This is a genomic window from Pseudomonas sp. LBUM1645, assembly GCF_059716185.1.
In genome coordinates this window covers 3,713,718-3,732,332 of record NZ_CP166811.1, presented here as the reverse complement: position 1 = coordinate 3,732,332, position 18,615 = coordinate 3,713,718, and the positions used below count along the sequence as shown (strand labels likewise).

Annotated in this window: 14 protein-coding genes and 1 tRNA gene; 8 read left to right on the top strand and 7 right to left on the bottom strand. The window is 60.0% G+C overall.

Going from position 1 to position 18,615, the window contains the following annotated elements:
* Positions 1 to 74 precede the first annotated feature (74 nt).
* A complete protein-coding gene (locus tag ACA079_RS16675; protein WP_497700116.1) occupies positions 75 to 1,994 on the top strand; it encodes a hybrid sensor histidine kinase/response regulator in 1,920 nt (639 codons plus the stop codon).
* A 10-nt stretch (positions 1,995 to 2,004) separates the two neighbouring features.
* On the opposite strand, the gene ACA079_RS16670 is transcribed toward ACA079_RS16675, so the two are convergent.
* The 6 genes from ACA079_RS16670 to ACA079_RS16645 all read right to left on the bottom strand — a co-directional run bounded on the left by ACA079_RS16670 (position 2,005) and on the right by ACA079_RS16645 (position 7,219).
* Complete coding sequence (locus tag ACA079_RS16670; protein WP_497700115.1) at positions 2,005 to 2,250, bottom strand: hypothetical protein; 246 nt, start codon at positions 2,248 to 2,250, stop codon at positions 2,005 to 2,007.
* Between the two features lie 98 nt (positions 2,251 to 2,348).
* Positions 2,349 to 2,825, bottom strand: coding sequence for a PA2171 family ribosome-binding persister protein (locus ACA079_RS16665; RefSeq protein ID WP_046055244.1), 477 nt, complete (start codon positions 2,823 to 2,825; stop codon positions 2,349 to 2,351).
* Positions 2,826 to 3,079: 254 nt separating this feature from the next.
* Entirely contained in the window at positions 3,080 to 3,376 is a 297-nt protein-coding gene (locus ACA079_RS16660) for a hypothetical protein (RefSeq protein ID WP_497700114.1), read from the bottom strand.
* Between the two features lie 187 nt (positions 3,377 to 3,563).
* Positions 3,564 to 4,907: a cation:proton antiporter gene (locus tag ACA079_RS16655; RefSeq protein WP_497700113.1), complete on the bottom strand. Its 1,344-nt coding sequence runs from the start codon at positions 4,905 to 4,907 to the stop codon at positions 3,564 to 3,566.
* A 148-nt stretch (positions 4,908 to 5,055) separates the two neighbouring features.
* On the bottom strand, positions 5,056 to 5,913 hold the full coding sequence (locus ACA079_RS16650) for an SDR family oxidoreductase (protein WP_497700112.1): 858 nt from the start codon (positions 5,911 to 5,913) through the stop codon (positions 5,056 to 5,058).
* Between the two features lie 151 nt (positions 5,914 to 6,064).
* On the bottom strand, positions 6,065 to 7,219 hold the full coding sequence (locus ACA079_RS16645) for a MalY/PatB family protein (protein WP_497700111.1): 1,155 nt from the start codon (positions 7,217 to 7,219) through the stop codon (positions 6,065 to 6,067).
* 387 nt (positions 7,220 to 7,606) lie between these two features.
* Between ACA079_RS16645 and fdnG the strand changes: the two genes are divergently transcribed.
* The 7 genes from fdnG (at position 7,607) to ACA079_RS16610 (ending at position 16,673) form a co-directional block, all read left to right on the top strand.
* Complete coding sequence (fdnG, locus tag ACA079_RS16640) at positions 7,607 to 10,672, top strand: formate dehydrogenase-N subunit alpha (protein ID WP_497700110.1); 3,066 nt, start codon at positions 7,607 to 7,609, stop codon at positions 10,670 to 10,672.
* On the top strand, positions 10,673 to 11,608 hold the full coding sequence (gene fdxH, locus ACA079_RS16635) for a formate dehydrogenase subunit beta (RefSeq protein WP_497700109.1): 936 nt from the start codon (positions 10,673 to 10,675) through the stop codon (positions 11,606 to 11,608).
* A complete protein-coding gene (locus tag ACA079_RS16630) occupies positions 11,605 to 12,258 on the top strand; it encodes a formate dehydrogenase subunit gamma (protein WP_497700108.1) in 654 nt (217 codons plus the stop codon). The genes fdxH and ACA079_RS16630 overlap by 4 nt, the downstream gene beginning before the upstream one ends.
* 5 nt (positions 12,259 to 12,263) lie before the next feature.
* Positions 12,264 to 13,190: a formate dehydrogenase accessory protein FdhE gene (gene fdhE, locus ACA079_RS16625; RefSeq protein ID WP_497700107.1), complete on the top strand. Its 927-nt coding sequence runs from the start codon at positions 12,264 to 12,266 to the stop codon at positions 13,188 to 13,190.
* A 52-nt stretch (positions 13,191 to 13,242) separates the two neighbouring features.
* The gene (selA, locus tag ACA079_RS16620) at positions 13,243 to 14,667 is read left to right on the top strand and encodes an L-seryl-tRNA(Sec) selenium transferase (protein WP_497700106.1); all 1,425 of its coding nucleotides are present in this window, start codon (positions 13,243 to 13,245) and stop codon (positions 14,665 to 14,667) included.
* A complete protein-coding gene (selB, locus tag ACA079_RS16615; RefSeq protein WP_497700105.1) occupies positions 14,664 to 16,571 on the top strand; it encodes a selenocysteine-specific translation elongation factor in 1,908 nt (635 codons plus the stop codon). The genes selA and selB overlap by 4 nt, the downstream gene beginning before the upstream one ends.
* A gap of 6 nt (positions 16,572 to 16,577) precedes the next feature.
* A tRNA-Sec gene (locus ACA079_RS16610) sits at positions 16,578 to 16,673 on the top strand.
* 166 nt (positions 16,674 to 16,839) lie between these two features.
* Here ACA079_RS16610 and phaC read toward each other — a convergent pair.
* Positions 16,840 to 18,543: a class I poly(R)-hydroxyalkanoic acid synthase gene (gene phaC, locus ACA079_RS16605; RefSeq protein WP_497700104.1), complete on the bottom strand. Its 1,704-nt coding sequence runs from the start codon at positions 18,541 to 18,543 to the stop codon at positions 16,840 to 16,842.
* Positions 18,544 to 18,615 lie beyond the last annotated feature (72 nt).

Here is an 18,615-nt window from a genome sequence, read left to right as displayed (position 1 = left end):
GTACCGTGTTTCCGACTTTCCAAATGCGTGGTTTGTCGCATACTCCAAAAAAACGGTAATACCAAGAGGGATCAATGAACGAAGATCGGACCAAAGCCAACGCCATCGACGACAGTCGTTTTCGCCTGTTGATCGATGCTGTGATTGACTACGCGATCTACATGATTGATCCCGATGGCATCATCACCAGCTGGAACGCCGGCGCCAGGCGTTTCAAGGGGTATGAAGAGGCCGAGATTCTCGGTGAGCACTTTTCGCGGTTCTATACCGAAGAGGATCGCCGTGCCGGTTTGCCCCAGCGAGCGCTGGACACGGCGATCAGGGAAGGGCGTTTCGAGGGGGAAGGCTGGCGGGTTCGCAAGGACGGCACGCATTTCTGGTGCCACGTCGTCATTGATCCGATTCTCGACCCGTCGGGTAAGTTGCTCGGGTTTGCCAAGATTACCCGAGACCTGACCGACCGCAAAATGGCCGAAGAAGTCCTCAAGCAAAGCGAGCAGCAGTTCCGCCTGCTGGTTCAAAGCGTCACTGATTACGCCATCTATATGCTCACCCCGGATGGCAGCGTGACCAACTGGAATCCCGGGGCTCAGCGAATAAAGGGGTATTTGCCCCAAGAAGTCATCGGCCAGCACTTTTCGATGTTTTACACCCCAGAAGACCGCGAGGCCGGCGAACCACAACGGACCCTGGACATTGCAGTACGTGAGGGGCGATTCGAAAACAAAGGCTGGCGCGTGCGCAAGGACGGTACGCGGTTCCTGGCCAATGTCGTGGTCGATCCGATTTGGGGCGAAACCGGCACGCTGCTCGGTTTCGCCAAGATCACCCGTGATATCACCGAAGCCACACAAGCCCAGCAGGCGCTGGAGCAAACCCGCGAAGCGCTGTTTCAGGCGCAGAAAATGCAGGCCATCGGCCAACTCAGCGGCGGCATTGCCCACGACTTCAACAATTTGCTGACCGTCATCCTCGGCAATCTGGAAATCGTCCGCAAACGCGTGGGGGACGATCCGAAAATTACCCGATTGGTGGACAACGCCACTCAGGGGGCCTTGCGGGGCGTAACCCTGACCCAGCGCATGCTGGCGTTTGCCAGACGTCAGGAGCTCAAAGCCGAGCCCGTCCAGATCCCGGCGCTGGTGCAAGGGATCAGCGGGCTGTTGCGCAGTTCGCTCGGGCCTTCCGTGGTACTCGAAACCCGCTTTTCGCAAGAAATCGAGCCGGTCCTGGCCGACGTCAATCAGCTTGAACTGGCGGTACTGAACCTGGTGACCAACGCCCGCGATGCAATGCCCCATGGCGGTAAAATCGTGGTCAGTGCCAAGACTGAAGAAACCTGGGATCAACCGCAGTTATCCCTGCTGTCAGGCCGGTATGTCTGCCTGAGTGTCAGCGACACGGGGGAGGGTATGGATGACGCCACGCTCGGTTTGGCAATGGACCCGTTCTTCACCACAAAAGGCGTTGGCAAAGGCACGGGGCTGGGACTTTCGATGGTGCATGGTTACATCGAGCAACTGGGCGGACGATTCGTCCTCAAAAGCCAGAAGGACATAGGCACGATCGCCGAACTGTGGATACCCGTCGCCACGACCGGTTCGGTTGCCAAGCAGGTTACCGAGGAGGCTGCACCGCCGGTGCACCGTCTATGCGTGCTGGTCGTGGATGATGACAGCCTCGTGTTGACCAGTACCTGCCTGTTACTCGAAGACTTGGGGCATAGGGTGATCAGTGCGACGTCCGGGGCGCAAGCGCTGAAAGTATTCGACACTGAATCAGCGATTGACCTGGTCATCACCGACATGGCCATGCCACAGATGAATGGCGCGCAACTGGCGCAGGCTATCCGAATCAAGAAGCCGAGCCTGCCGATCATCCTTGCCACCGGTTACGCCGAGCGCCTGGAAGGTTTCGCAACCAGGCTTCCGCGCCTGTCCAAACCCTTTACCCAACTCAATCTGGTGGAAATCATCGCCACGACCATGAAATGACAAAGCGAGCTCAATGTTCGGCCGCTGATCCCGCGTTCTTCTTGAAACCACGCACGTTCATGGCGCACAGGCAAAACTGCAACACGATCAGTGCATAGGCCTGGGTGTGGTAACCCCACGTCACCCATAAAACATTGCTGACGATAAAACAGACAAAGCCCGAGACCCTGCGCCTGGGGTTTTGCGAACCGATCAACCACGCCGCCAGCACCGTGACCAGCATCGCCGGCCATTGCACCCAATCGAGATAGTCCATCGCAGAGCCTCCCTTGTATTCCAGCTGAACTGTCGCGTGAACCGAACAACCAAAAAGGCCCGGCATATGCCGGGCCTTTTTGGTTCCCGCCACGTGCATCAAGCCGCCAGATTGGCTGCGCTCATTTCTTTCTTGTACTGAGCTTTCAAACTTTCCATTTGCGCACCCAGCTCTTCAAGTGTGGCTTTGCCCAACAGTTTTTTCGCCTGAGGAAACATTTCCGTTTCCTCCTCTTCAATGTGATGTTCCAGCAGTTCCTTGACCACTTTCACGCGACCGGCGAATTCCGGGGTGGACGGATCGGTGACTTTCAGGTCTGGCAGCACCAGGGAATCAACGGTGCGATGTTCTTCCTTGGCTTCGTAATACATGACGTCCTGTTCCTTGCCCCCGGCTTTCTTGTACGCCGGGTACAAGACTTCTTCTTCGAGACGGGTGTGGATGGCGATCTCCATTTCCAGCTTGGCCAGCAACTCGCCGCGCTTTTTAACACCACGCTCAGTGGATTCGCTTAGCTGGGTCAGGATGCCTTTTACGCGTTCATGGTCGGCTTTCAATAAGTCTATGGCGTTCATGGTCGAGTCTCTCCAACGGGTCAGGGGTGAGCGCGAACGGTCTCAAGGCCGAAAGTCGCTCATTGTCCTGGAGCATTTGTCGTGCCGATTTGCCGGAGCGATAACGTGTTTATAAAACAATAAGTTGAAGTGTCTGATGGCGAACTGCGGTCATGCAGCCTGCATGAGTCCGGAAATTGACTCATGCAGTTCGCAGTGGAACATCGATGTTCCAGACAATAAAAAGCCCGGCGACTGTGCCGGGCTTTTCAAGTTCAGGCTCTGGATTCGGTCTGCTGGAGCAAACGATGAGCGTTTTGCGTGGATATCGAGACAGGCGGGAAATCTTCGTTGAGCAGCCGCAAGTGCTCGATCGCTTCCTCGAACTTCAAGTCGGCCTTCCTGCGCAGGGCCTGATAGCGATCAAACAGCTCCACATCCATGCCGCTATCCTCGAGTAGCGCAAAGGCGCTACGGCTCAGCGCCTGGGCCTCTTCAAACAACTGACGATTACGTTCCAGGGCGAAGGCCCGGCAGGCTTTGATTTCTTCGGGGGTGGAATAGTGAATCATGACCAGCACCTGATTTTTCGAGGTTCCTTTTGATAGGTATCGATGCCGCAGGGGAACCGAACCTGGTATGCCCCGCCGTGCAAAAGTCGGGCGGGATTAAGGTTGTGACCTGCGGGATCGCAAAAGAACTTCAAATTTATGAACGTGAAAATTCGATAATTCGGACCCTGAACGCACAGACGTCAAATCAAACATCCCGTTGTTTATGCTGTTCATATCGAGCCAGCATCGGTTGGGTGCTGATCCCGTGGATGAGGATGCTGAGCGCGACCACGCACAAGGTCAGATCCATGCAGAGCTTTGCAATCGACGGGTCCAGCCCGTGGTTCAAGGCATAAAACAGGTAATACAGACTGCCGATGCCGCGTATGCCGAACCAGCCAATCAACATTCGCTGGCGCCCGTTGAGCAAACCACCCCAAGGCATGGCGACGACGCTCAGCGGTCGTATCAGGCAAAACAACACGCCGGCGATTGGCAACGCACGCCAGTCCCAATGAGCCATCAGCACCACGCCGAGCAGCGTCACCAGAAAGACTTCCATGGCCCGTTCCACCAGACTGCCAAAGGCGAGCATGTCGCCCATCATGATGCCTGCGGCGACCTGAGTGTCCTCAAGGCTTGCGGTATCACCATGAACCGCATGTTGCGGCTCGACGTTCTGATGACCCACAACCGGCTGAACCAGATGCTCCGCGGGAAGCGCGTCGTCGCCCGTGGATTTGACTTCTTCGTGACGCAAACCCAAGCCGGCGGCGAACACCGACAGAAAGCCATAACCGTGAATCGACTCGGCCCCGACATACGCCAGGGCAATCAAGGCGAGGGCGAGGTAATCATTCGGAGAAAGGGTGCTGTCGTCATTTTTGATGCGCATCAACAACGTCAGGCGGCCAATACCGCGTCCCATCCAGTAGCCAGTGAGCAAACCGGCCGGGACTGCCCACAATAAGCTGCGCAGCACCCAATCGCTCAGCCAACCGGGGTTGCCGTCGTGTTGCACCAGGAGCAGGCCGAGGATGACAAACGGGAAGGCGATCCCGTCATTGAGCCCGGCCTCGCCCGACAGCCCGAAGCGCACGCTGTCGTCATCCCGGGCGTCGTTGACTTGCACCAGGGCGGCGAGCACCGGGTCGGTGGGCGCCAGAATCGAGCCGATCAACACGGACGCGCCCCAGGACAATTCGAAACCGTAATGCAGCAACAGGCTGACACCGGCAATGGTCAACACCATGACCGGGCCGGCCAGGCCGTAGGCAATGCGCCAGTTTTTGTCCCTGAGCGGCAAGCGCAACTTCAAACCACAGACAAACAACGAAAACAGCACCGCGACTTCCGTCAGGTGCTCCATCCAGGTGGACGCATCTTCCGTGTCCAGTTTCAACAGCCCGAACCCCGCGGGCCCGATGGCTACACCCAGCACCAGGCACACTGCCGACGTAGTCACCGGCATCCATCGCAGATACGACGACGTCAGTGCCAGCGTCAGCAGCACGGCACCCAGCACCGCCACCCACAAAATAAAACTCATGCTCGGTACTCGTCGGGTGCGTGCCGCGATGTAGAGCCTTTGGCAATCAACCGACGGTCGCGCGCAGGTATTCAGGCGTCAATACGTTGAACCATAGCAGGATCATTGAGACCAGGAGGGTGACCAGCACCAGCAATCCGGGTTCAACTTAAAGCATCGGCTTGCCACCGGTGATTCCATAGCGCTGCCCCGTGATGTAACTGGCCTCATCCGACGCCAGCAACACATAAATCGGCGCCACTTCCACCGGTTGACCCGGCCGGCCGAGCGGCGTCTGCCCACCAAAGTTCTGTACTTCTTCATCGGGCATGGTCGAGACAATCAGCGGGGTCCAGATCGGCCCCGGTGCCACGCAATTCACCCGAATGTTCTTCGGCCCCAGCATCTGCCCCAGGCCAGCGGTGAAGTTGGCAATCGCGCCTTTGGTCGTGGCGTAAGCCAGGAGGGTGGGTTTGGGCGTGTCCGAATTGACCGAGCTGGTGTTGATGATCGAACTGCCGGGTTTCATGTGCTTCAACGCGGCCTGACAGAGCCTGAAAATGGCGGTGATGTTGACGTCGAAGGTCATCACCCATTCTTCGTCCGGGATGTCCTCGAAGTGTTCGTGGGTCATCTGGAACGCGGCGTTGTTGACCAGCACATCGATCCGGCCGAAGCGTTCGACCGTCTTGTCCACCAGGGCCTGGCAGTGGGCTTTCTGCGCCAGGTCACCGGGCAGCAACAGGCACTGCCGGCCGGCCTGTTCGACCCAGCGTGCGGTTTCCTGCGCGTCTTCATGTTCATTGAGGTAGGCGACGACGACATCCGCGCCTTCACGGGCGAAGGCGATCGCTACGGCACGACCGATGCCACTGTCGGCGCCGGTGATCAGGGCGATCTTGCCATCCAGTCGGCCTGAACCCTTGTAGCTTTGTTCGCCACAGTCGGGGTACGGGTCCATTTTCTTTTGGGAACCGGGGACGGGCTGGGCCTGTTTCGGGAAGGGTGGTTTGGGATAGGCAGTCATTGGGAAATCTCCGTTCGCAAGGCAGAAGAGTCAAAGGGTTGACCCTGGTGTTTTGCCTTGAGTTCGGTTGGATATCAGAGGGCTTGCGACACTCTGGAAAACACAAAAGCCCCCTGTGGGAGCGAGCTTGCTCGCTCCCACAGGGGATGTGTCAGGCCTTGAGGTTGAGCAAACTACGCTCCATCCGCGCAATGCCTTCTTCCAGCAATGCCCGTGGGCAGCCGAAGTTCAGGCGAACGAACTGTTTGCTTTCATCGCCGAATTCCAATCCCGCGCTCAACCCGACCTTGGCCTGTTCAAGGAAAAACTGCTGAGGGTTATCCAGTCCCAGCGCCGAGCAATCGAGCCACGCCAGATAGGTGCCTTGCGGGATATTCATGGTCACACCCGGCAGTCTCGTGTTGACCGCTTCCACCAGATAATCCCGATTGCTTTGCAGATACGCCTTCAACCCGGCCAGCCAAGGGCCGCCTTCGCTGTAGGCGACGCGGGTCGCTTCCATGCCCAACGGGTTGACGCTGTCGACCATGCCGCAGCGGGCGTGGTTGACCTTTGCACGCAACGCCGAGTCCTGAATGATCATGAAAGACGTCTTCAGCCCGGCAATGTTGTAGGCCTTGCTCGCCGACATCAGCGTGATGGTGCGCTTGGCGATTTCCGGGCTCAGGGAAGCTGTCGGAATGTGTACGCGCCCGTCGAAACACAGCTCGGCATGAATCTCGTCAGAGATAATCCAGGCGTCCTGCTCCAGACATATGTCGGCGACCGCTTGCAGTTCTTCTCGCGGGAAAACTTTGCCCACCGGGTTGTGCGGGTTGCTCAGCAGCAGCGCACCGCCACCGGTCAGCGCCTGATTCAGGGCATCGAGTGGCGTGGCGTAAGTGCCGTCCGCCAACGCGTCGAATTCGAGTTCAACCTTGTTCAAACCCCAGTGACCCGGCGCATGACGCAGCGGCGGGTAGTTCGGAACCTGAACCACAACGTTCTGCTGCGGCTGGACCAGCGCATTCAGCGCCATGTTGAACCCCGATTCCACGCCCGGAAGGAAAATCAATTCCTCAGGCAATACGCGCCAGGCGTACTTGCTCCAGAGGTCGGCGACGATGGCATCGCGCAAGTCATCCTGGGCCACGCTGTAGCCGAGCATCGGGTGTTCCAGACGTTTTTGCAGGGCCTGGAGAATCACCGGCGGTGCGGAGAAGTCCATGTCGGCCACCCACATCGGCAACACGTCGGCCGGATAACGGCTCCATTTGGTACTGCCGGTGTTGTGGCGGTCGAACACCTGATCAAAATCGAAAGTCATGCTCAGTCTCATAAAAAGCGTGGTTGAACGTGGGGCAATGATAAACGCCAAGCCCCTGTGGGAGCGAGCTTGTGTGGTGAGGGGATTTATCCCCGTTGGGCTGCGAAGCGGCCCCGAAATCGAAAACTGCGGTGTGCCAAGTACACCGCACACGATGGTTTACGACTGCTTCGCAGCCGAACGGGGATAAATCCCCTCGCCACACAGGCTCACTCCCACAGGTTGTATGTGATGGCTGATACCGCTGTGTTGCCCGATGGTCGGTTTTCACACAGTCAGTTCTAACATTGTCTACAGTTTTAAATGTCGGCAGCCAGACTGCCGCAACTGTGATTGTCCAGAAAAACCCGGCAAAAGTACCGGGTCTCCACCTGACAGGAGTGCACGATGGACCTCAACCGTCGTCAGTTCTTCAAGGTCGCTGGTATCGGCCTTGCGGGATCGAGCCTCGGCGCGCTGGGCATGGCCCCCGCGACTGCCTTCGCCGAGCAAGTGCGCCACTTCAAGCTTGCCCACACCCATGAAACCCGCAACACCTGCCCGTACTGCTCGGTCGGCTGCGGCGTGATCATGTACAGCCAGGGCGATGCTGCCAAGAACGTCGCGCAAAACATCATCCACATCGAAGGCGATTCCGATCACCCGGTCAACCGCGGCACCCTGTGCCCCAAAGGCGCCGGCCTGCTGGACTTCATTCACAGCCCTGGTCGCCTGCAATACCCACAGGTGCGCAAACCCGGCACCACCGAGTGGACGCGTATCTCCTGGGATGAAGCGCTGGATCGCGTCGCCGACCTGATGAAGGCGGACCGCGACGCCAACTTCATCGAGAAGAATGCGCAGGGCCAAACGGTGAACCGCTGGCTGACCACCGGTTTCCTCGCGGCCTCGGCGGCGTCCAACGAAGCGGGTTACATCACCCACAAGGTCGTTCGCAGTCTCGGCATGCTGGGGTTTGATAACCAGGCGCGTGTCTGACACGGCCCGACGGTGGCAAGTCTTGCCCCGACGTACGGCCGTGGTGCCATGACCAATACCTGGACCGATATCGGTAACGCGAATCTGATCCTGGTGATGGGCGGCAACGCAGCAGAAGCGCACCCGTGCGGCTTCAAATGGGTGACCGAAGCCAAGGCGCATAACAAGGCACGCTTGATCGTGGTCGATCCGCGTTTTACCCGGACCGCCTCGGTGGCCGACTATTACGCACCGATTCGCACCGGCACCGACATCGCCTTCATGGGCGGGCTGATCAATTACCTGCTGACTGAAGACAAGATCCAGCACGAGTACGTGCGCAACTACACCGACGTGTCCTTCATCGTCAAAGCCGGTTATGGCTTCGAGGATGGGATCTTCAGCGGCTACGACGTGGCCAAACGCAGCTACACGGACAAGTCAGGCTGGGGTTATGAACTCGGTGATGACGGCTTCGTCAAGGTCGACCCGACCCTGCAAGACCCGCACTGCGTCTATCAATTGATGAAGCAGCATTACAGCCGCTACAACATCGAACTGGCGAGCCAGATTTGCGGCATGCCGGTGGATGCCATGCAGAAGATCTGGGAAGAAATCGCCACCTGCTCGCAACCGGGCAAGACCATGACGATTCTCTACGCGCTGGGCTGGACGCAGCACTCGATCGGTTCGCAGATCATTCGCAGCGCGGCCATGGTGCAATTGCTGCTGGGCAACGTCGGCATGCCGGGCGGGGGCGTCAATGCCTTGCGCGGACACTCCAACATTCAGGGGCTGACCGACCTCGGTTTGCTGTCCAATTCGCTGCCGGGGTACCTGACCCTGCCTGGCGACGCCGAGCAGGATTACACCGCCTACATCACCAAACGCACGCAGACACCGTTGCGTCCGGGGCAGCTGTCCTACTGGCAGAACTACAGCAAATTCCACGTCAGCCTGATGAAAGCCTGGTACGGCGCGAATGCCACGCTCGAAAACCGCTGGGCTTTTGACTATCTGCCGAAGCTCGACATCCCGAACTACGACATCCTCAAAGTGTTCGACCTGATGGGCCAAGGCAAGGTCAACGGCTACATGTGCCAGGGCTTCAACCCCATCGCCGCACTACCCGACAAGAACCGGGTGATGGCGGCGTTGGCCAAGCTGAAGTGGCTGGTGGTGATGGACCCGCTGTCCACCGAGACCTCGGAATTCTGGCGCAATGTCGGGCCGTATAACGACGTCGAAACTGCCGGCATCCAGACCGAAGTGATTCGCCTGCCCACCACTTGTTTCGCCGAAGAAGACGGCTCGCTGGTCAACAGCAGCCGCTGGCTGCAATGGCACTGGAAAGGCGCCGACGGCCCAGGTGAAGCCCGCACCGATGTGCGGATCATGAGCGAGCTGTTTATCCGTCTGCGCCAGCGTTACCAGGCCAACGGCGGCGCTTATGCCGAGCCGATCCTCAAACTGTCCTGGCCTTACAAAATTGCCGAGGAGCCTTCGCCGGAAGAACTGGCCAAGGAAATCAACGGCTATGCCACCACGGACTTCACCGACGCTACCGGCGCGGCGATCAAGGGCAACGCGCAACTGGCCGGTTTCGGCCAGCTCAAGGACGACGGCAGCACGGCTTCCGGTTGCTGGATTTTCTGCGGCAGTTGGACTGAAGCGGGCAACCAGATGGCCCGGCGCGACAACAGCGATCCGTACGGCATGAAGCAACATCAGGGCTGGGCCTGGGCCTGGCCGGCGAACCGACGGATTCTCTACAACCGCGCTTCGTGCGACCCGCAAGGCAAACCGTGGGACGAGAAAAAACGCTTGGTGTGGTGGAACGGCAAAGTCTGGGGCGGCACTGATGTGCCGGACTTCAAGGCCGACTCGCCACCGGAAGCCGGGATGAATCCGTTCATCATGAACCCCGAAGGCGTGGCGCGATTCTTCGCGGTCGACAAGATGAACGAAGGGCCTTTCCCTGAGCATTACGAACCGTTCGAAACGCCGATCGGCATCAACCCGCTGCACCCGGAAAACAAGAAAGCCACCAGCAACCCGGCGGCGCGGATCTTCGATTCGGTGTGGGATTCCTTAGGCGTGGCCAAGGACTATCCGTATGCCGCGACCAGTTACCGGCTGACCGAGCATTTCCACTTCTGGAGCAAGCATTGCAAGCTCAACGCGATTGCCCAACCCGAGCAGTTCGTCGAGATCGGTGAAGTGCTGGCCAAGGAGAAAGGCATCGTGGCCGGCGACCGGGTCCGTGTCAGTTCCAAGCGCGGGCATATAGAAGCGGTGGCGGTGGTGACCAAGCGGATTCGTCCGCTGCAGGTCAACAATCAAGTGGTGCACCAGATCGGTATCCCGTTGCACTGGGGCTTTACCGGCCTCACGCGCCACGGTTACCTGACCAACACCCTGGTGCCGTTCCTCGGTGATGGCAACACTCAGACCCCGGAATCCAAGTCATTCCTGGTCAACGTGGAGAAAGTCTAAATGGCCAGCCAAGACATCATCGCCCGTTCGGCCACCACGACCGTCCCGTCCTCGGTACGCAATCAGGAGGAAGTGGCCAAGCTGATCGACACCACCAAGTGCATTGGCTGCAAGGCCTGCCAGGTCGCCTGCTCGGAATGGAACGAGCTACGCGACGATGTCGGCCACAACCACGGCACCTACGACAATCCTCAAGACCTCAGCGCAGAAACCTGGACCTTGATGCGCTTCACCGAGCATGAAACCGACGCCGGCAATCTGGAGTGGCTGATTCGCAAGGACGGCTGCATGCACTGCGCCGAGCCCGGTTGCCTGGCGGCGTGCCCGAGCCCGGGGGCGATCATCAAGCATGCCAATGGCATCGTCGATTTCGACCAGGACCATTGCATCGGCTGCGGGTATTGCATCACCGGTTGCCCGTTCAATATCCCGCGAATCTCGCAAAAGGATCACAAGGCCTACAAATGCACGCTGTGTTCGGACCGGGTGGCGGTGGGGCTGGAGCCGGCCTGCGTCAAAACCTGCCCGACGGGCGCCATCGTTTTCGGCACCAAGGAAGACATGAAAGAACACGCCGCCGAACGTATCGTCGACCTCAAGAGCCGCGGTTTCGACAACGCCGGGTTGTATGACCCTGAAGGCGTCGGCGGCACCCACGTCATGTACGTGCTACACCATGCCGACACACCCAGGTTGTATGCCGGGTTGCCGGATCACCCGGCGATCAGTCCGCTGGTGGACCTGTGGAAAGGCGTGAGCAAACCCTTGGGGTTGCTGGCCATGGGCTTGGCGGTGTTGGCCGGGTTCTTCCACTACGTGCGCATCGGGCCGCAGCTGGTCGAGGAGGACGAACACCCGAGCATCCCCGATCCCGCCGTGCATGAAATCGATCCATCGGTGCACACCTATGATCCGAAGGGGGAGGACAGGCCATGAACGACAAACCGATCCTTCGCTACACATCAAACCAGCGCACTAACCATTGGCTGGTGGCGATTCTGTTTCTGATGGCGGCACTGTCGGGGCTGGCGTTGTTCCACCCGGCGCTGTTCTGGCTCAGCAACCTGTTTGGCGGCGGCCCGTGGACGCGCATCCTGCATCCGTTCATGGGCGTGGTGATGTTTGTGCTGTTCCTTGGGCTGGTGATCCGTTTCTGGCGCGCGAACTTCTTTATCACCAACGACCGGTTGTGGCTGAGGCGAGTCGGGCGGGTGATCAAGAATGAGGAGGAGGGCGTGCCGCCCATCGGCAAGTACAACCCCGGGCAGAAGTTGCTGTTCTGGACCTTGCTGATTTGCATGCTGGTGCTGTTGTTCAGCGGGTTGGTGATCTGGCGTGCGTATTTCAGCGAGTACTTCGGCATCACCAGCATTCGTTGGGCGATGCTGCTGCATGCGTTGGCGGGTTTTATCCTGGTGCTGAGCATCATTGTTCACATCTACGCCGGCATCTGGATCAAGGGTTCGGTCAGCGCCATGGTGCATGGCGGGGTGAGCCGCGCCTGGGCGAAAAAACACCATGAACTGTGGTACCGCGAAGTGACCCGCGACGAGCACCCCGACCGGCCGATCAGCAAAAAAGGATAATCCCCTTGGCGACGATTCTTGAGCCTGGCGAGATCGAAGCGGCGGCGAGTTCACCGCCGTTTCTGCACCTGCCTCCGAAAACCCTGTTCACCTTGCGCGCCTTGCGCCTGGAGCGTCTGGTCGACGGGCATCCACTGGCCGATTACCTGCGGCTGGTGACCGGACTGTGCCACGTGCAGCAGGGTCTGATGGACGATCCACCCGTGGCCGCCATGCCCGATCCCGAACGCCTGCGCGTGTGCCAGCAACACGGTTTGCCGCCGTTCGCCGCCGACAGTCTGGTGCGCGAGGACCATTGGCTGCCGTACCTCGAAACTCTGTTACAGCGTTACCAACCACCGCCGCAACCTGCCGTGGAAAAAGCCGTGGCGACCTTGCGCAGCGCCAGCGTCGGGCAACTCAAGGCCTGGGCGATTGCGCTGGTCAGCGGCCAGTTCACCATGCTGCCCGCCGCCGTGGTGCCGTTTCTCGGCGCAGCGTTGCAGGTGGCCTGGAGTCATTGGTTGCTGAGTACAGCGGACCTTGCGCTGAAACCCGGCGACAGTCTCAGTCAATGCCCGGCCTGCGGTTCGCCGGCCATGGCCGGGGTGATTCGCCACCGCGGCAAGTACAACGGCTTGCGGTATCTGGTGTGCTCGCTGTGTGCCTGCGAATGGCATGTGGTGCGGGTCAAATGCGTGTATTGCGAGCAAAGCAAAGGCCTTGAATATGTCAGCCTCGATGACGACCGCTACGCCGCCAATCAGGCACCGTTACGCGCGGAGGTCTGTCCTGGCTGCCATAGCTACTTGAAACTGCTTTACCTGGAAAACGACGCCGAGGCCGAAGCGCTCTCGACGGACCTGACTAGTCTGCTGCTGGACATGCGTCTGGAACAGGAAGGTTACCTGCGTCCGGCGCCTAATCTTCTGCTGGCACCCGGAGGCGATTGAGCCCAGCGGCTACACTCAGGCGCTACGGTCATTCGTAATCAGGAGCGCCTGAATGTCCTCCAGATCCGCCAGCCAAACCCTGCGGCTGCCTTCCATCGACAGTCTGTTGCGCCATCCCGCTTGCCAACCGCTGGCCGAGCGTTATGGGCGTGACGCATTGCTGGCGAATCTGCGGCAATTGCTCGATGACTTGCGTGAACCGGTGCTTTCAGGGCAACTCAACGCCATTGAGATCACGCCTGAAGTGTTGGCGGGCAGGGCGGGTGAACGCTTGGCCACCCAGCATCGCAGCAACGTGCGCCGGGTATTCAACCTCACCGGCACGGTGCTGCACACCAATCTGGGGCGAGCGTTGTTGCCGGAGGAAGCCATCGACGCCGTGCAACTCGCGGCACGTTACCCACTCAATCTGGAATTCGACCTGCGCAGCGGCAAGCGCGGAGACCGTGATGACCTGATCGAAGGTCTGATCTGCGAGCTGACCGGCGCCGAGGCGGTGACGGTGGTCAACAACAACGCCGCAGCTGTATTGCTGACGCTCAACAGTCTGGGCGCGCGCAAGGAAGGCATCATTTCCCGGGGCGAACTGATCGAAATCGGTGGCGCCTTCCGCATTCCCGACATCATGGCGAGAGCCGGGGTCAGGCTTCACGAAGTCGGCACCACCAATCGCACCCATGCCAGGGATTACGAGGCGGCCATCGGCCCCCGTAGCGGTTTGGTGATGCGCGTCCATGCGAGCAACTACAACATCGAAGGCTTCACCGCGCGGGTGCCGACCGCCGAGTTGGCGCAACTCGCGCATAAACACGGCTTGCCGTTGCTGGAAGACCTCGGCAGCGGCAGCCTGCTGGACCTGACGCGCTGGGGCTTGCCCGCCGAGCCGACGGTGCGCCAGGCGCTGATCGATGGCGCGGACATCGTCACCTTCAGCGGCGACAAGTTACTGGGTGGCCCCCAGGCCGGATTGATCGTCGGCCGCAAAGACCTGATCGCGAAGATCAAGAAGAATCCACTCAAGCGCGCCTTGCGGGTCGACAAACTGACCTTGGCCGCCCTCGAAGCGGTGTTGGGCCTGTACCGCGATCCTGATCGACTGGCCGAGCGGCTGCCGAGTTTGCGCCTGCTGACCCGACCCCAGGCGGACATCCTCGCCCAGGCTGAGCGCCTGCAACCCTCGCTGGCCAAAGTCTTGGGCGACGGCTGGAGCGTCAGCGCAGTACCGACACTGAGCATGATCGGCAGCGGCAGCCAACCGGTGGCGCGCTTGCCGAGTGCGGCTTTTTGCCTGCGACCGAACGCGTCCAAACGTCTTCGCGGACGGCAGCTGCATGGTTTGGAGGCGGCCCTGCGAGCGTTGCCGATTCCGGTGCTCGGGCGCATTGATGACGATGCGCTGTGGCTGGATCTGCGGCAACTGGACGATGAGCCAGCGTGGCTGGCGCAACTCGATCAAATTGCAGGAGCCGCAGAGTGATCGTCGGCACCGCAGGGCACATCGACCACGGCAAGACAGCCTTGCTCCAGGCCCTGACCGGCCAGGTCGGCGACCGTCGCCGGGAAGAACGTGAACGCGGCATGACCATCGACCTCGGCTACCTGTACGCGGCGCTGGAACCGCAAGCGCCCCTGACCGGTTTTATCGATGTGCCCGGTCATGAGCGCTTCACCCACAACATGCTGGCGGGGGCTCAGGGCATTGATCTGGTGTTGCTGGTGGTCGCGGCCGACGACGGCGTCATGCCGCAGACACGCGAACACCTGGCCATCGTTGAACTGCTGGGGATCCCTCGGGCACTGGTGGCGATCAGCAAATGCGACCGGGTCGAACCGTCCAGAGTGCAGGCCGTTCGCGAACAGATCCAGACATTACTGGCGCCGGGACCTTATGCAACCGCACCACTGATTGCGTTGTCGAGTGTGACCGGGGAGGGCATCGAGACCCTGCGACAAGCCTTGCTTGAGGCGCAGCGTGAAGTCTTTCAACGCAGCACCATCGGCGGTTTTCGCCTGGCGATTGATCGTGCCTTCAGCGTGGCCGGCGTCGGAATCGTGGTGACCGGCACTGCGTTGTCTGGCGTGGTGGCGGTGGGCGATACGCTGATGCTCGGCCCGCAGGGCAGACCCGTGCGTGTGCGCGGCCTGCATGCGCAGAATCGGGCCGCCGAGGTCGCAATGGCCGGACAGCGAGTCGCGTTGAACCTGAGTGCCGAACGCTTGGCCCTGGAGCAGATTCATCGCGGCCACTGGCTGCTTGCCGAGTGGCTGTACGCGCCGACCCAGCGAGTGGATGTCGACCTGCAATTGTTAGCCAGCGAACCCAAGGCCTTCGAGCACTTTCAACCCGTGCACGTTCACGTGGGGACTCAGGATGTGACCGGGCGGGTGGCGTTGCTGGAAGGTGCCCGCCTGGCGCCGGGTGAACGGATGTTTGCGCAACTGCTGCTGAATGCGCCGGTGCAAGCCGTCAAGGGCGATCCGATGATTCTGCGTGACCAGAGCGCCCAACGCACCCTTGGCGGCGCCCGGGTGCTCGACCCGTTTGCGCCGACCCGACAACGCAGAAGCCCCGAACGGCTGGCGCAGCTACACGCCCTCGCCACATGCAATCAGTTGGAAGACAGTCTGCCGGCGTTATTGGCCAACAGCGACACCGGGCTCGATCCGCAGCGTCTGGAGCGTCAGTTCAACCGCCCCCGCAACACGTGGGTTTTGCCTGATGACGTGCGCCTGATTGACACCCGCCAAGGTCCGTTGCTGTTCAGTGCGGCCCGCTGGGAAGCGCAAAAAGCACCATTGCTGGAACACCTCGCACGCTTTCATCAACTGGAACCAGATCAAATGGGCCCAGACCGGGATCGCCTGCGACGGTTCACCGGCACAGCGCTGGAGCGTCCGACGTTCATCAGTCTGCTCGACGAATTACTCTCCAGCGGGGCCATTGCCGCCAGCGGGCCATGGCTGCATTTGCCCGATCATCAGGTACGTTTGAGCGAAGACGACGAAGCCCTGTGGCAACACTTGCAACCGTTGTTCGAACAGGCTGGTTTTGATCCGCCGTGGGTGCGCGACCTTGACCATGACGAGGCGGCCGTGCGCTTGCTGCTGTGCAAAATGGCGAGGTTGGGATTGGTGCATCAAGTCGTCCGTGACCTGTTCTACACCGACACGATGATCCGCCGATTGGCGGCTATGCTTGTGCAACTGGCCGCGCAAAACCCGGTGATTCAGGTCACGGCGTTTCGTGATGCAGTGGGCCTGGGTCGCAAGCGCAGCATCCAGATTCTCGAATACTTCGACCGGATCGGCCTGACGCGACGGTTTGGCGACAAGCGCCATATCCGCCCCGACAATGCCTTGGCCCAACACACCGACCACTGACTTCAAGGAAGGCAATCGCGCCCGGTGGCGCGGCCGGGCTTCAAACCCGGTTGGGGACGGCATCCGTTCCCGGGCAGGTTCGACTCCGGCTGCCTTCCGCCATTTTCTGATTCACTTCAAATCGTCTTGAGCCAGCGAAAACCTGTGGCGAGGGAGCTTGCTCCCGCTGGGCTGCGTAGCGGCCCCGAAAATCTGATATCCATACCGATTTTTGTGAGTGCTGCGCACTCAAGCGGGAGCAAGCTCCCTCGCCACAAGGCAGACGCGGTCACTGCATCACATAACGCCCAGGTGCCGACTCAATCGCCGGGTATTGCGCGTTACCGGTATGCAGCACCGAGGGCTGGCGTTCGCCAGACTGTTCAGCCAGCCAGACGAACCAGTCATTCCACCAGCTACCGGAATGTTGCTGGGCGTTCTTGAACCAGGTTTCCGGGTTTTTGGTGACCCGGTTGTTGGTCCAGTAGTGGCGTTTTTCCTTGGCCGGCGGGTTGATCACCCCGGCGATATGCCCCGAAGCGCCCAGTACAAAACGCTTGGTCCCCGAGAGCAACTCGGTGCTGGCGTAAGCGCTTCTCCACGGCACGATGTGATCGTCATGGGTGGCGAGGATGTATGCCGGAGCATCGATGGCGCGCAGGTCCAGCTTGACCCCGCAACAATCCAGATCACCGGATTTCAGGTCGTTCTGCAGATAGGTGTGGCGCAGATACCAGCAGTACATCGGGCCCGGGAGGTTGGTGCTGTCGTTGTTCCAGAACAGCAGGTCGAGGGGGATCGGTTTCTGGCCCTTGAGGTATTTGTCGACGTTGTAGTTCCACCACAAGTCATTGGGGCGCAGCAGCGAGAAGGTATTGCCCATGTCCTCGCCCTTGAACAGGCCGATGGGGCCATCCTTGCCGCCGATGGTGCGCTCGCGGTAGGCCACCAATTGTTCGTCGACGAAGATGTCGATGGGGCCGGTATCGAGGTAGTCGAGGAAGGTGGTCAACAGGCTCACGCTGCCAATCTCGCGATCGCCGCGCGCCGCCAGGACGGCCAGCGCCGAACTCAACAAGGTGCCGCCGATGCAGAAACCGACGCAATTGGGCCGTTGGTCGCCGCTGATTTCACGGGTGACTTGCAGGCCTTTGATGATGCCGGTTTCGATCAGGTCATCCCAGGTGGTGCCAGCGTGTGCCTGGTCGAAGTTGCGCCACGACATCAGAAACACCGGGTGCCCTTGTTTCAACAGATGGGCAACCATCGAGTTGTCCGGGCGCAGGTCGAGAATGTAGTACTTGTTGATTGACGGCGGCACGACAAACACCGGGCGCCGGTACTGGGTTTCGCTTTGCGGGTAATACTGGATGAGCTGGAAGAGTTCGTTCTCGAACACCACTTCGCCGGGAGTGTTGGCGAGGTCGACACCTACTTTGAATGCACCGGCGTCGCACTGGCGCATCTTGCCTTCTTGCAGGTCGCTGGCCAGATGCAAAAGGCCGGTGAGGAGGCTGCTTCCCTGGGTATCGACGACACGTTGCAGCGCATCGGGGTTACTGGCCAGAAAGTTGCTGGGCGCCCCGGCGGCGATGGCTTGTTCCACCAGATAGAGCAGGCGCTGGCGAGGCTTTTTGTCCGGGATCGCCAACTTGTCCAGCAATTTCAGCAGAAACCCTGCGTTGAGCAGGTAAAACGCTGCGAGCGAGCCGAACAGTGGCTGGCTCCAGTTGCCGCTGGCAAAACGTCGATCGTCGAAGCTGAATGGCTGACCGGTCAGCAGTTGCTGGCCGAGTTCGCCCCATTGCTGCTGGTAATCCGATTGAAGGCTGTCCAGGGTGCCGCGCGGCAGGTCAAACCACTCGTTGTATTCCTGGCCGGTAAACCACGGATTGCTACTGACCCAGAGTCGTAATTGTTGCACTGCAAAGGAGGCAATGAACGGAACCTGGCCTGACCAGAAGGTGTTGAAGGTATGCGCGTTATTGTCCATGGAACTCCTTGCCCACTTACGTAAACCGGGCAGAAAAAAAACCGCGGCGCCGGACTTCGGCGCCGCGTCAGC